Annotated in this window: 15 protein-coding genes; all 15 read right to left on the reverse strand. The window is 64.4% G+C overall.

The window, feature by feature from the left end; genetic code table 11:
* Positions 1-202: 202 nt before the first annotated feature.
* Positions 203-1,921, reverse strand: a complete 1,719-nt coding sequence (gene ureC, locus R2676_RS00005; protein WP_206275179.1) for an urease subunit alpha — start codon at positions 1,919-1,921, stop codon at positions 203-205.
* Positions 1,922-1,934: 13 nt separating this feature from the next.
* Complete coding sequence (locus R2676_RS00010) at positions 1,935-2,240, reverse strand: urease subunit beta (protein WP_012762288.1); 306 nt, start codon at positions 2,238-2,240, stop codon at positions 1,935-1,937.
* Between the two features lie 13 nt (positions 2,241-2,253).
* A complete protein-coding gene (locus R2676_RS00015; protein WP_206275178.1) occupies positions 2,254-2,871 on the reverse strand; it encodes a HupE/UreJ family protein in 618 nt (205 codons plus the stop codon).
* A 61-nt stretch (positions 2,872-2,932) separates the two neighbouring features.
* Positions 2,933-3,235 (reverse strand): urease subunit gamma, encoded by a 303-nt coding sequence (locus tag R2676_RS00020; protein WP_004630759.1) that lies wholly within the window; start codon positions 3,233-3,235, stop codon positions 2,933-2,935.
* Positions 3,236-3,314: 79 nt separating this feature from the next.
* Positions 3,315-4,202: an urease accessory protein UreD gene (locus R2676_RS00025; RefSeq protein ID WP_206275177.1), complete on the reverse strand. Its 888-nt coding sequence runs from the start codon at positions 4,200-4,202 to the stop codon at positions 3,315-3,317.
* Between the two features lie 102 nt (positions 4,203-4,304).
* Positions 4,305-4,997 (reverse strand): urea ABC transporter ATP-binding subunit UrtE, encoded by a 693-nt coding sequence (gene urtE / locus R2676_RS00030; protein ID WP_206275176.1) that lies wholly within the window; start codon positions 4,995-4,997, stop codon positions 4,305-4,307.
* Positions 4,998-5,138: 141 nt separating this feature from the next.
* Entirely contained in the window at positions 5,139-5,990 is an 852-nt protein-coding gene (gene urtD, locus R2676_RS00035) for an urea ABC transporter ATP-binding protein UrtD (protein ID WP_009241045.1), read from the reverse strand.
* Positions 5,987-7,156: an urea ABC transporter permease subunit UrtC gene (gene urtC / locus R2676_RS00040; protein ID WP_206275175.1), complete on the reverse strand. Its 1,170-nt coding sequence runs from the start codon at positions 7,154-7,156 to the stop codon at positions 5,987-5,989. The genes urtD and urtC overlap by 4 nt, the downstream gene beginning before the upstream one ends.
* Before the next feature lies 1 nt (position 7,157).
* Positions 7,158-8,789, reverse strand: coding sequence for an urea ABC transporter permease subunit UrtB (gene urtB / locus R2676_RS00045; RefSeq protein WP_206275174.1), 1,632 nt, complete (start codon positions 8,787-8,789; stop codon positions 7,158-7,160).
* A 99-nt stretch (positions 8,790-8,888) separates the two neighbouring features.
* Positions 8,889-10,145, reverse strand: a complete 1,257-nt coding sequence (urtA, locus tag R2676_RS00050) for an urea ABC transporter substrate-binding protein (protein WP_027681046.1) — start codon at positions 10,143-10,145, stop codon at positions 8,889-8,891.
* A gap of 265 nt (positions 10,146-10,410) precedes the next feature.
* Positions 10,411-10,890, reverse strand: a complete 480-nt coding sequence (locus R2676_RS00055; RefSeq protein WP_092969588.1) for a MaoC family dehydratase — start codon at positions 10,888-10,890, stop codon at positions 10,411-10,413.
* A gap of 37 nt (positions 10,891-10,927) precedes the next feature.
* Entirely contained in the window at positions 10,928-11,413 is a 486-nt protein-coding gene (locus R2676_RS00060; protein WP_102066399.1) for a MaoC family dehydratase, read from the reverse strand.
* Positions 11,414-11,469: 56 nt separating this feature from the next.
* Positions 11,470-12,600, reverse strand: coding sequence for an acyl-CoA dehydrogenase family protein (locus R2676_RS00065; RefSeq protein WP_206275173.1), 1,131 nt, complete (start codon positions 12,598-12,600; stop codon positions 11,470-11,472).
* Between the two features lie 35 nt (positions 12,601-12,635).
* Positions 12,636-13,832, reverse strand: coding sequence for an acyl-CoA dehydrogenase family protein (locus tag R2676_RS00070; protein WP_027681042.1), 1,197 nt, complete (start codon positions 13,830-13,832; stop codon positions 12,636-12,638).
* 84 nt (positions 13,833-13,916) lie between these two features.
* The gene (locus R2676_RS00075; protein ID WP_206275172.1) at positions 13,917-14,378 is read right to left on the reverse strand and encodes a DUF1178 family protein; all 462 of its coding nucleotides are present in this window, start codon (positions 14,376-14,378) and stop codon (positions 13,917-13,919) included.
* Between the last annotated feature and the right edge of the window lie 41 nt (positions 14,379-14,419).

Below are 14,419 nucleotides of genomic sequence, written 5' to 3' on the forward strand. Positions count from 1 at the left end.
TCCAGCTTCATCGCGAAGATCGCACCACGCTCCTCGGCGCTCAGGTGTTCGTAGCTTTGTCCCATGCAACACATCCTAGGCAATGTGTTGCACTTGATCCTTGAAACCGCCCCTACTTTTCTTTGGCAAGACAAAGAAAAGTAGGTCGTGCCCGGCAGGGTACGAAAAGGGGATGGACCACCAAGGCCCTTTCCCCAAAAACTCAAAACAAAAAGTACCTCTGCGCCATCGGCAACACCCCCGCCGGCTCACAAGTCAACACCGTCCCATCCGCCACCACCTGATACGTCTCCGGGTCCACAGTAATGTCAGGGCGCCAGTCGTTATGAATCATGTCCGCCTTGCTCACAGTACGCGTGCCCTTGACCACCGCTGTCGTCTTAGCCAACCCATACTGCTCCGCCACGCCAGCCGCAGCAGCCGACTGCGACAGGAACGTCAACGACGTCCGCCCCAGCGCCCCACCTGCCGACCCAAACATCGGCCGATAGTGCACCGGTTGCGGTGTCGGGATCGACGCATTCGCATCGCCCATCGCCGCAGAGGCAATCATCCCGCCCTTCAGGATCAGGCTCGGTTTCACACCAAAGAACGCCGGCTTCCACAGCACGAGGTCTGCCCACTTGCCGACTTCAACCGAGCCGACTTCGTGCGCGATGCCGTGCGTGAGCGCGGGGTTGATCGTGTACTTGGCCACGTACCGCTTGACGCGGAAATTGTCATGCCCGCCGCGCGCATCGTTCGGATCACCGGCCAGCTTGCCGCGCTGCACCTTCATCTTGTGGGCGGTCTGCCACGTACGCAGCACGACTTCGCCGACGCGGCCCATGGCCTGCGAATCGCTGGAGATCATCGAGAACGCGCCGAGGTCGTGCAGGATGTCCTCGGCGGCAATCGTCTCGCGGCGGATGCGGCTCTCGGCAAAGGCGATGTCTTCGGCGATGGACGCATCGAGGTGATGACACACCATCAGCATGTCGAGGTGCTCGTCCAGCGTATTGACGGTGAACGGCCGCGTCGGATTGGTCGACGACGGCAGCACGTTCGATTCACCGCACACGCGGATGATGTCGGGCGCATGCCCGCCGCCCGCGCCTTCGGTGTGATACGTGTGGATCGTGCGGCCTTTGAATGCGGCGACGGTCGCTTCAACAAAGCCCGATTCGTTCAACGTATCGGTGTGGATGGCGACCTGCGTGTCGGTGTCGTCCGCCACGCCCAGGCAGCAGTCGATGGCGGCGGGCGTGGAACCCCAGTCTTCGTGCAGCTTCAGGCCGATGGCGCCTGCGTCGATCTGCTCGCGCAGCGCGCCCGGCAGGCTGCCGTTGCCCTTGCCCAGGAAGCCGATGTTCATGGGGTACGCATCCGCGGCCTGCAGCATGCGCTGCATGTACCACGGGCCCGGCGTGCAAGTGGTGGCGTAGGTGCCGGTGGCGGGGCCGGTGCCGCCGCCGATCATCGTCGTCACGCCGCTGTTGAGCGCTTCGTCGATCTGCTGCGGGCAGATGAAGTGGATGTGCGAGTCGACGCCGCCGGCGGTGACGATCATGCCCTCGCCCGCGATGATCTCGGTGCCGGGGCCGATGACGATGGTCACGCCGGGCTGGATGTCCGGATTGCCCGCCTTGCCGATCGCCGAGATGCGGCCGTGCTTCAGGCCGATGTCGGCCTTGACGATGCCCCAGTGGTCGATGATCAGCGCGTTGGTGATGACGGTGTCGGCGCAGTCCTTCGATTCGCGCTGGCTCTGGCCCATGCCGTCGCGGATCACCTTGCCGCCGCCGAATTTCACTTCCTCGCCGTAGAGGGTGAAGTCGCGTTCGACTTCGACGATGAGTTCGGTATCGGCCAGGCGGACGCGGTCGCCGGTCGTGGGGCCGAACATTTCCGCATACGCGCGGCGATTGATCTTCAATGTCATGTCCGTGTCTCGCTCAAAGCTTGCCCATCACGCGGCCGGCAAAGCCGTAGACCACGCGGTCACCGGCCAGCGCCACGAGTTCGACCGTGCGCTCCTGCCCCGGCTCGAAGCGCACGGCGGTGCCGGCGGCGATATTGAGCCGATACCCGCGCGCGGCTTCGCGGTCAAAGCGCAGCGCGTCATTCACTTCATAGAAGTGGTAATGCGAGCCGATCTGCACGGGGCGATCACCGGTGTTGGCCACCGTGACCGTCACTGTCGCGCGGCCTGCATTGAGTTCGAGATCGCCGTCTTGCGGCAGGAGTTCACCGGGGATCATGGTGCAAGCCCCCTCAGATGGCCGTGACGAGCAGGCCTGCGCCGTACAGCGCCACGCCCACGCCCGACAGACGCGCCAGCCATGCCAGACGCGGCTTCAGCGCAAACCCCGCGCCGATGCCGGCGGTGTGCAGCAGCGCCGTCGCCACGGCAAAGCCGCCGACGAAATACGGGAACATGGCCTGCGCCCCTGCGGGGAATTCCGTGCCGTGCGCATAGCCGTGGAACAGCGCGAACGCGCCGCACAGCAGCGCACCGCCCCACGTCGGCAATTGCGCGCGTGCGGCAATCAGCAGGCCGAATACCAGCAGCGATGCGGCGATCATCGGCTCGGCCATCGGCACCGCCACGCCGCCAGCGCCGAGCAGCGCGCCCAGGATCATCAACGCGACAAAGGCGACCGGCGCCCACAGCGCATCCCGCACCGAGCGCGAGGCCAGTGCGCTCCACACGCCCACGGCCACCATCGCCAGCAAGTGGTCTACGCCCGTGAGCGGATGCAGGAACCCGGCGAGCAGGCTGCCCTCGGCGGTATGGCCCGGATGCCCCGGGTGGGCAAACGCGATGGAGGCGCCAAACGTAAGGGCGATGGCCGCAGCGGGCCGGACGAAGCGAGACAGGGTAGGCGTCATGGCAGGACTCGTAGTGGTGAGTGGCGTGCGGACTTCAAACTTGAAACTTGAAAATCAAAATTCAGACGATCGGGTGGTGGACGGTGACGAGCTTCGTGCCGTCCGGAAACGTGGCTTCGACCTGGATGTCGGGAATCATCTCGGCCACGCCGTCCATCACGTCATTGCGCGTGAGGAGCGTGGTGCCGTAGTGCATGAGGTCGGCGACCGTCTTGCCATCGCGTGCGCCTTCCATGATGGCGGCGCTGATGAAGGCGACGGCTTCCGGGTAGTTGAGCTTGAGGCCGCGGCCCTTGCGGCGCTCGGCCAGCAAGGCGGCGGTGAAGATCAGCAGCTTGTCTTTTTCGCGCGGGGTCAGTTCCACGAGGGGCTCTCTTCGGTGAGGGTCAATTCAGTTCAGTGCAGATCGGGCGATGCGAGGTCGGGTCGCCAACATGTGGCCGTCATGTAGACCAGAGGCGCAGCGGACGGCCCGCCACGCCATGCATCGGTTCGCGCAGCGCGAGCCACGTCTGTGACAGCAACGCGCGCGCATCTTCGGGCCGGCGTGCGAGCACGCGCAGCAACAAAACGTTTGGCAGGCCGGGCGCATCTTGCGTGAGACACGTCACGCCCGCGCGCAGGTCTGCGTTGTACGGCAGGTGCTCGGCCATCGATTCGGCGAGGGCTTCGGTGGCGCCCTCGCCCACGGCCCACAGCGTGCCGACCACGTGGAAGCCGGCCATGCCCGTCGTCGCATTCAGCACGGGCGATTGCGCGTCGAACGCGGCAGACTCGATCCACAGCGGCTGACGGTTGCAACGCAAGGCGGTGCACATGGCGATGCGGCCTTCGGCCCATGATTCACCGGCGGCGTGGCGGCCGAGCATGGTGGTGTCCCAGCCGATGGCGGTGGCGCCTGGCACCAGGTCCAGCGTCAGGTCGATGATCGGGCGGGCCTGGTTGAAGACGATGTTCTCCTGCGGCAGCCAGTCGAGCCGCGCCCCCGCCTCCGCCCGGATCGCAACGCGCTGCGTAGCCGTGCGGCCGAGCGACTTGTACCACTTGGTGGCGCCGGGCGTGGTCAGCACGGCATGCGCATCAGCACCGAGTTCGATGTCGATATCGAGTACATCACCGCCGGCAATGCCTGCAGGCGGATGCAGCATGACGGCATGGCACACGCCCTCGCCTTCCGGATACAGCGCCTTCTGCACCCGCAGCGGCCCCTGATGCCGGCACGAGGCCAGCACGGTGCGCTCACCGCGCCGTGCAAACGCCAGGTGCAGCGAGGCTTCCCAGGACGCGAACGAATCGGTCTGCGGCGGGACAGGAAAATCGGGATGGCGCATCAGGAAGGCAGCACGGCGGCTAGGAATTTTCTCATCATAGCCAGATGCCACAGATTTGGCATTCGACTTTTTCCGTCGAATGCCGGGGCATCAGCCGGGGCATCAAACGGCGACCAGATCACGCACGCCATCGGCTTCCATGTTGGCGCCGTCGCCCTGGGCGATGACCTCGCCACGGCTCATGACGACGTAGCGGTCGGCAACGCTGCGCGCAAAGTCGTAGTACTGCTCGACCAGCAGCACCGACATGCCGAACTCGTCCACCAGGCGCCGCAGCGTGCGGCCGATCTCCTGGATGATCGACGGCTGGATGCCCTCGGTCGGCTCGTCCAGGATCAGCAGGCGCGGCTCGCTCATCAGCGCGCGGCCGATGGCGAGTTGCTGCTGCTGGCCGCCGGACAGATCGCCGCCGCGCCGGCCCTTCATCTCTTTGAGCACCGGAAACAGCTCGTAGATGGAATCGGGCACCTTGGAAGGCGCGCGCTTGGCGGCCGCGCCAATCAGCAGGTTCTCTTCCACCGTCAGCCGCGGAAAGATCTCGCGCCCCTGCGGCACATAGGCGAGCCCCTGCGAGACACGCTCATACGCGGGCAGCTTCTGGATGGTGCGCCCTTCCCAATCGATCGCGCCGCTGGCGGTGGGCACCACGCCCATCAGGCATTTGAGCAGCGTCGTCTTGCCCACGCCGTTACGGCCAAGCAGCGTGGTCAGCTTGCCCGTAGGGACGTCAAAGCTGACGTTGCGCAGGATGTGGCTGCCGCCGTAGTACTGGTTCAGTTGTTGGACCTGCAACATCGCGTTCTTTCCTTTTGCCTTGAGAAGGCTCTGAAAAACGTAGCGAGCGGTCCGATGTTGGCCCGAGAAGCGCAGCCGTACACGGGTACGGCGAGCATCACAGGGGCAAGATCGGGACGCGCAGTAGTTTTGCGGAGCCTTCTAACGCCCCAGATAGGATTCGATCACTCGCTCATCGCGCTTGACGGCGTCGAGGGTGCCTTCGGCCAGGACGCTGCCCTCAGCCAGCACGGTCACGCGCCCTTCTGCCCCCGCCAGCGCGGCGACAAACTCCATGTCGTGTTCCACGACCATGATCGAGCACGTGCCACGCAGGCCGTTGAGCAACGTTGCAAGCTGCATCGTCTCTTCATCCGTCATGCCCGCGACAGGCTCATCAAGCAGCAGCAGTTGCGGTTGCTGCATCAGCAGCATGCCGATCTCCAGCCGCTGTTTCTGCCCGTGTGAGAGCAGCCCGGCAGGCCGATAGGCCTCCGCTTCCAGATGGATGCGGCCGAGCGTTTCTTCGATGCGCTGGCGGCCGTCGTTCAGCAGGCGCGCGCGCAGCGACACCCACCAGCGCTTGTCGGCCTTCATGGCCAGTTCCAGGTTTTCCCACACGGTGTGCTGCTCGAACACGGTCGGCTTCTGGAACTTGCGGCCGATGCCGATCTGCGCGATGCGCGGCTCAGTCAGGCGCAGCAGGTCGATGGTCTGGCCAAGGAAGACACGGCCGGTCACGTCTGCATTGCGCGGCCCGGTCTTGCCGGTAATCACGTCCATCATCGTGGTCTTGCCCGCGCCGTTGGGGCCGATGATGCAGCGCAGCTCGCCGTGGTCGATCGACAGCGTGAGCGCGTTCAGTGCGCGAAAGCCGCCGAAGCGCACGGTCACGTCTTCGAGATACAGGATGGCGCCGTGCGAGACGTCGATCGTGTCCGGCTCGACCAGATGGCCCATGCCGGTGGCGGTGCCGGTCTCCGCGCGGTCGGGGAGTTCGGTGAACGTGCTCATGCGTGGTCTCCGGTGACGGTCGCGGTTTCATGCGCCTCGGCTGGCGTGGGCCCGCGCTTTTTCATGCGCAGCTTGCCCAGCAGCCCCAGCACGCCGTTCGGCAGATACAGCGTGACCAGCACGAAGATCGCGCCGAGCACAAACAGCCAGTACTCCGGCACCCATGCGGTGAGCAACGTCTTGGCGCCGTTGACGAGGAACGCGCCGATGATCGGGCCGATCAACGTGCCGCGCCCGCCCACGGCCACCCATACGGCCATCTCGATGGAGTTGCCCGGCGACATCTCGCCCGGGTTGATGATGCCGACCTGCGGCACGTAGAGCGCGCCCGCAATGCCGCACAGCACGGCGGAGAACGTCCACACGAACAGCTTGTAGCCGAGCGGGTTGTAGCCGGAGAACATCACGCGCGCTTCGGCATCGCGAATGGCGGTGACCACGCGGCCGAACTTGGACGTGACGATCGCGCGGCAGGCGATGAACGCCAGCACGAGCGCCACGAACGTCGCCACGAACAGCACGGTGCGCGTCGGCAATGCGGAGATCGGGAAGCCGAGGATGCGTTTGAAATCCGTAAAGCCGTTGTTGCCGCCAAAGCCCGTCTCGTTACGGAAGAACAGCAGCATGGCCGCGTACGTCATCGCCTGCGTGATGATCGACAGGTAGACGCCTTTGACGCGTGAGCGGAAGGCAAAGAAGCCGAACAGCCACGCCAGTACGCCGGGCACCAGAATCACCAGCAGCATCGCCCAGGCGAAATGCTCGGTGCCGTGCCAGAACCACGGCAGCTCCTTCCAGTCGAGGAAGACCATGAAGTCCGGCAGATCGCTTTTGTACACGCCTTCGCGGCCGATGGAGCGCATCAGGTACATGCCCATGCCATAACCGCCGAGCGCGAAGAACAGCCCGTGCCCGAGGCTCAGGATGCCGCAATAGCCCCACACCAGATCGAGCGCCAGCGCCGCTAGCGCGTAGCACATGATCTTGCCGATGAGCGTGAGCGCATACGCCGACAGATGCAGCGGGCTGCCCTCCGGCACCAGCAGCGCGCACACCGGCGCGCCAATGCACACGATGAGCGACACGAGTACCAGCGCAGACCACCCGCGCCGCGACAGCAGCGGCATGCGCGCCGGAATATCGAGAGAGAACTTGGTCGTCGTCATATCAGGCCTCGGCGCTGCGGCCCTTGAGGGCGAACAGGCCCTGCGGACGCTTCTGGATGAACAGCACGATCAGCACCAGCACGATGATCTTTGCCAGCACCGCGCCATAGAACGGCTCGATGAATTTGTTGATGAGACCCAGCCCGAACGCACCGATGATCGTGCCGGCCAGTTGCCCCACCCCGCCCAGCACCACGGCCATGAACGAATCGATGATGTAGCTCTGGCCGAGGTCCGGCCCGACGTTGCCGATCTGCGAAAGCGCACAGCCGCCCAGGCCGGCAATGCCGGCACCGAATGCAAACGCGTAGCTGTCGACCTTCCACGTGCGCACGCCAACGCAGGCCGCCATCGTGCGGTTCTGCGTGGTGGCCCGCACGAACAGGCCGAGGCGCGTGCGGTTGAGCACCGCCCACGCAATCGCCACCACAGCCAGCGCAAACAGCAGGATGACGAGCCGGTTGTAAGGCAGCACGAGGCCCGGATACAGCGCAATGCCGCCGCTCATCCAGCTCGGGTTCGCCACCTCCACGTTCTGCGCACCGAAGATCGAACGCACGGCCTGCATCAGCAGCAGGCTGATCCCGAACGTGGCGAGCAGCGTTTCCAGCGGACGGCCATACAGGTGACGCAGCACCAGCCGCTCCAACGCAAAACCGACGATGGCCGCCGCCAGGAACGCAGCAGGCAGCGCCGCGGGCAGATACCAGTCGAACGCGTTCGGAAAGTAGTTGCGGAAAATCGTCTGCACCACGTAGGTGGCGTACGCGCCGATCATCAGGAATTCACCGTGCGCCATATTGATGACGCCGATGAGCCCGTAGGTGATGGCCAGCCCAAGTGCCGCCAGCAGCAGCACCGAGCCGAGGCTCAGCCCCGCAAACAGGTTGCCGACCAGCTCGGCCTTGCGTTGCTGCGCGGCGAGGCCGTCGAGCGCCTGTTGGGCCGCGGCGCGCAGTTCATCGTCGGCACCGCTGTCCTTGGCGAGCAACGGGGCGATGCGCTGGCGCGTCTGCGGGTTGGTATCGCCCGCAAGCAGCTTGAGCGCTTCGAGCTTCTCGGCATGCGTGCCGTCGTCGAGCGCGAGATTGGCCCAGAGCACATGCAGCTTGCTGCGCAACTCCGGATCGGTTTCATGCTTGCGCGCCGCGTCGACAATGGGGCGCGACGCCGTCTCGGGATGCGCAAGCAACGTATCGACGGCCTGCGCGCGCACGGCACGATCGGGCGATTGCAGCACGAAGCCGCTCGCCGCGCTGTCCACTTGCGCACGCAGGGCATTGTTCAGTGTGAGGGACTGCAGATCGTCGGCCTTGACGGTGACGGGTTGGCCAGTGATCGCGTCCAGGTACTTCTCGCCGTCCTGACGCACCATGCCGGCGGCGGGCGCGAAGAACAGCGCGTCATTCTGCAAGGCTTGCAGGATCGGCCCGGCTTGTTCGGCGGGCGCAGCGGTCAGCGCATTGAGCGCCTTGACCTTGGCATCGAAGTCGTCTTCGGCCAGCGGCTTGAGATCGGCCTGGGTCAGGGGTTGTCCAGCAGCCCACGCAGAGCCCTGGGGCGTCGCAGCCAGACAGAAAGCGCACAGCAGTGCGGCAAGAGAATGAAACAACCAGCGGGACAAGCGCATCATGGCAATCCGATGCGTGGCGGCCGGTGTTGGGCCGTCCGCCACGTCGTGCAGCGTCGTTCAAAGGACCGGCCGCGCTGCATGCGCCGCCGGTCCGCCTGATCACTTCACTTCGTCAGGCTTGCCCTCGTTGCCCGGGATGTACGGGCTCCACGGCTTGGCGCGGATCACCGTCGGCGTCTTCCACACGACGTTGAACTGGCCGTCGCCGCGCACCTCGCCAATCATCACGGGCTTGCTCAGGTGATGGTTGTTGTTCATCACCAGCGTGAAGCCCGACGGGGCCTTGAACTGCTGGCCGTACATCGCCTTGCGGACCTTGTCCACGTCGGTGGAGCCGGCCTTCTCGACGGCCTGCTTCCACATCATGATGCCGACGTAGGTGGCTTCCATCGGGTCGTTGGTGACGCGCTTGTCGCCGCCGGGCAGGTTGTTGGCCTTGACCCATGCGGCCCACTTCTTCTTGAAGTCGTCGTTGACGGGGTTCTTGACCGACATGAAGTAGTTCCATGCCGCCAGATGGCCCACCAGCGGCTTGGTGTCGATACCGCGCAGTTCTTCTTCACCCACCGAGAAGGCCACCACCGGCACGTCCTTGGCCTTCAGGCCGGCGTTGCCGAGTTCCTTGTAGAACGGCACGTTCGAGTCGCCGTTGATGGTCGACACCACGGCCGTCTTGCCGCCTTGCGAGAACTTCTTGATGTTGGCAACGATGGTCTGATAGTCGGAGTGGCCGAACGGGGTATAGACCTCTTCGATGTCGCTGTCCTTCACGCCCTTGCTGTGCAGGAACGCGCGCAGGATCTTGTTGGTCGTGCGCGGATAGACGTAATCGGTACCGAGCAGGAAGAAGCGCTTGGCACCGCCGCCTTCCTTGCTCATCAGGTATTCCACGGCCGGAATGGCCTGCTGGTTGGGCGCCGCGCCGGTGTAGAAGACGTTCTTCGACATCTCTTCGCCTTCGTACTGCACCGGGTAGAACAGCAGGCCGTTCAGCTCTTCATAGACCGGCAGCACCGACTTGCGCGACACCGACGTCCAGCAGCCGAACGTCACGGCCACCTTGTCCTGCGTCAGCAGCCCACGCGCCTTCTCGGCAAACAACGGCCAGTTCGATGCCGGGTCCACCACCACCGGCTCCAGCTTGCGGCCCAGCACGCCACCGCTCTTGTTGATCTCGTCGATCGTCATCAGCGCGACGTCTTTCAGCGACGTCTCGGAGATGGCCATCGTGCCCGACAGCGAATGCAGGACGCCAACCTTGATCGGTTCTTTTGCCTGAGCAAACGCGAGGCTCGACACGGACAAAAGCGTTGCGGCGGCGACGGCAGACAGCTTCAACAGCTCACGACGTTTCATTGCGGCTCCTTGGGTTTATTGGTGGCGAGAACGACTCCCCGGGGCCCAAAAGTGCAACTACCGTGCCATCGCATTTGGCTCATTCGAAGGGAAATTCGCGCCAAAACGGTGCCAAAGCGGCGCCAAGTCAGCGCATTTGTTCGTTGAAATGCGCCTGCTTGGGGCGCAAGAAGACAAGCACAAAACAAGCGGGGCGCAAGGGCAAACCGATGCAAAAAGAAAGGCCGGCATTGCGCCGGCCTCGGAGCCTTGCGAAAAACGGGACTCAGGAATAGCGGCGCGAAATCGATTCGGCCACGCACACGGGGCGCTCCTGCCCCTCGCGCTCGATGGTCACGGCCCAGGTCATCTGTGCGCCGGTCAACGCGGGGGCATTGGGCAGCGGCGGCAGCGCCTCCATTTCGACCAGCTTCACGCGCGCACGCACGCGGCTGCCGACCGGCACCGGCGCCGTAAAGCGAACCTTGTTCAGGCCGTAGTTCACGCCCATCTTCACGTCGGACATCTCGATCGCATTGGCCATCAGCATCGGCAGCAGCGACAGCGTCAGAAAACCGTGCGCCACCGGTGCGCCAAACGGCGACTCGCGCTTGGCGCGCTCCACATCCACATGAATCCACTGGTGATCGCCCGTGGCCTCGGCAAAGAGGTTCACCTGCTGCTGCGTGATCTCGGTCCAGTCGCTCACGGCGACTTCCTGGCCGATCAAACCTTTCAGCTCGTCGAGCGATTCGATGATGCGCATCTGGGTTGTCTCCTTGTTGTGATGCGATGAGGTGTCATCAAGCCTTCGGGCGCCGGCCAAACAAGCCCATGCCCGTGACCGTGCAGACGAGTTCGCCGCGCTGGTTGCGCGCTTCCCAGCGGTTGACCGCCACACCGCGGTCCGGCTTCGACTGCGAGGGACGCACCTCCATGCACGTGCTCGACACCGACAGCGTGTCGCCCGGATACACCGGCTTCATCCAGCGGATTTCATCCACGCCCGGTGAACCCATGCTGGCTGCCTTGCCCAGGAAGCCGGTCACCATCAGCCGCATCATGATCGAACAGGTCATCCAGCCGCTCGAAATAATGCCGCCGTAGATACTGTGCTTGGCCGCCTCTGCATCGATGTGGAACGGCTGCGGATCGTACTGCCGCGCGAAGGTCAGGATCTCTTCTTCGGTGACGGTGTAGGTGCCCATCTGCAGCGTGCGGCCGACCTCGAAATCGTCGAAGTAGAACTCGTACGAGCGTGTCGCTGCTGCGTTTTCGTTTTCCGCCATGTCGTCTCCTCCAAATGACAACGCCCCGCACGAATGCGGGGCGTCCAGGTTTGCCGTTACGCCGCCTGCTGGAAGCCGGGCAGCGATGCGAAGCGTGCCAGGTGATGATCCACATCGCCCAGCGTCGTGTTGATCATCGTCAGCCGCTTGAACATGTGTGCGGCCGGCAGTTCGTTCGTCACGCCCATGCCGCCGTGCAACTGCACCGTTTCCTGACCAACATCGCGCGCAGCCTGGCCGACACGTGCCTTGGCCGCAGACACATAGCGGCGGCGCGCCTCGACATCGCCATCTTCAAAGTGCGCAGCGGCCAGGTACGTGATCGAACGCGCCTGCTCGCCATGGATGAACATGTCGACCATGCGGTGCTGCAATGCCTGGAAGCGCGCGATGGGCACGCCAAATTGCTGGCGGGTCTTGGTGTACTCCAGCGTGGCGGCGTTCAGCGCATCGATCAAACCGATCGCTTCAGCGCACAACAGCACGCAGCCAAGATCGGCGACGGCGTCGATGGTCTCCCACGCTTCGCCGGCCTTGCCCAGCAGTGTTGCGGGCGCGTTGTCGAAGCGGATGTCTGCAGCATGCAGGTTGTCGATCGTGCGGTAGTCCTTGACCGTCACGCCAGCGGCATCGCGGTCGACCACGAAGAGCGACAGGCCCGACGTATCACGCGCTTCACCACCGGTGCGCGCCGAGACGATCAGCTTGTCTGCCTGCGCGCCGTGCACCACAACCACCTTCTCGCCGGTAAGCGTCCAACCGCCGCCCTGCTGCGTAGCGCGCGTGGTGACGTTGAACAGCTCGTAACGCGATTGGCGCTCGCCGAATGCAATGGCCAGCTTCACGGCGCCGCCAGCGACTTCTTCCAACAATGCCTCTTGGCCGCCCGCCAGCTTCAGCGCCTGGGCGCCGAGCACGGTGGCCTGATACGGTTCCACGACCAGGCCGCGACCCAGTTCCTGCATCACCACCAGCAAGTCCATCGCGCGGCCGTCGAAACCGCCTTGTGCTTCGGGCACAGGCAGCGCGGTCAGGCCCAGTTCGGCCAGTGCATCCCAGTGGCCCTGCGACACACCTTCCGGCGAATACACGACCTTGTTGCGCGCCTCAAAGCTGTAGTCCTTCTCGATGAAGCGGCGCACCGCGTCGGCCAGTTGCTTCTGTTCGTCGGTGAACGAGAAATCCATGTTTGTCTCCGCTATGTGTTCTGTCGCCGTTCTGCTCAGACGCCAAGGATCATCTGCGAGATGATGTTGCGCTGGATTTCGTTCGACCCGCCGTAGATCGAGGTCTTGCGATAGTTGAAGTAGTACGGCGCAAGCGGCGCGGCATCGTTGTCGCCCGTCGCGGCCTGCGAGGTGTCGCCTTCAAGGTAACTCGGGTCGAACGGCTGGGCGTATGGCCCCACGGCCTCCACCATCAGCTCGGTCAGCATCTGCTGGATCTGCGTGCCCTTGATCTTGAGCAGCGACGCCTCGGGCCCGGGGCCCTTGCCTGCGTTCTCGCTCGACACCACGCGCAGCACCGTCATCTCCAGCGCCAGCAGTTCGATTTCCAGCGACGCCACCTTGGCACCGAATACCGGGTCCTGCAGCAGCGGCTTGCCGTTCTTCTGGTGTTGCTTGGCAACGCGCTTGAGGAACGCCAGTTCGCGCTTGGAATTGCCCACACGTGCAATGCCCGTACGCTCGTGGCCGAGCAGGTATTTGGCGTACGTCCATCCGCGGTTCTCATCACCGATCAGGTTCTGGACGGGCACCTTCACGTTGTCGAAGAAGACCTCGTTCACCTCGTGCTCTTCGTCCAGCATGATGATCGGGCGCACGGTAATGCCCGGCGTCTTCATGTCGATCAGCAGGAACGAGATGCCTTCTTGCTTCTTGGCGTCGGGGTCGGTGCGAACCAGGCAGAAGATCATGTCGGCGTGCTGGCCGAGCGTCGTCCAGGTCTTCTGGCCGTTGACGATGTAGTGATCGCCTTCGCGCACGGCGCGTGTCTTCACGGAAGCCAGATCGGACCCGGAACCCGGCTCCGAATAGCCCTGGCACCACCAGTCGGTGCAATCAACGATGCGCGGCAGGAAGTAGCGCTTCTGCGCTTCATTGCCGTACTTCATGATCACGGGCGCGACCATGCTGACGCCGAACGGCAGCACGCCAGGTGCGCCGACCTGCGCGCACTCTTCGTCCCAGATGTGTTTTTGGATGGGGGACCAGCCGGTGCCGCCCCACTCGACCGGCCAGTGCGGTACCGACCAGCCCTTCGCTGCGAGCGCCTTGTGCCAGCGGACGAAATCGTCGCGGCTCAGGCGGCGGTGGTTCAACACCTTGTCCTGGATGTCCTTGGGCAGATTGGCTTCCAGCCAGCCGCGGACTTCCTGGCGGAACGCATCGTCGGCCGCCGAGTAGTTCAGATCCATGCCTGTCTCCTGTGGTTGGCTCCCCACCGTGGCAAATCGGCGGAGAACGTTCTGTCGGACCGGCGCGGACCTGAATCGGGGCTGCTAGTGCACGGGCTGCTTCAGCGCGTCGGGCACCAGCAGCGGCATCACGTCGATGCCTTCCTCGGCCAGTTCCTGCGCTTCCTCCCGAGACGTCGTCCCGCGGATGCCCCGCTCCGGCGCCTCGTTGTAGTGCATGCGGCGCGCCTCTTCTGCAAACCGCTCGCCGACGTCCTCGGTATTGGCAAGGACATGGCGCACGGCTTTCAGGTAGAGCTGTTGCAGGGTTGCGGATACACCGCCCTCGCCTTCGGCTGTCTTGGCGGTAGCGCCCTTCTGGGCGGCCTCCGTTCGTGACGACGACAGATTCAGGCGCGGCGCACTCGGCAAGCGCTCAACCTCGTTGTGACCGCAGACAGGACACGTCAACAGCCCGCGTTCTTGCTGCGATTGCAGGTCGGCATCGGAGCCGAACCAGCCTTCGAAGCGGTGGTCATTGGCACAGCGGAGGTCCAGCACTTTCATGATCGGTCCAGCGCATGGGGATGAGTGTATCCCCGATTCAA

Source organism: Ralstonia flatus (assembly GCF_958439105.1).
Taxonomy (GTDB): domain Bacteria; phylum Pseudomonadota; class Gammaproteobacteria; order Burkholderiales; family Burkholderiaceae; genus Ralstonia; species Ralstonia flatus.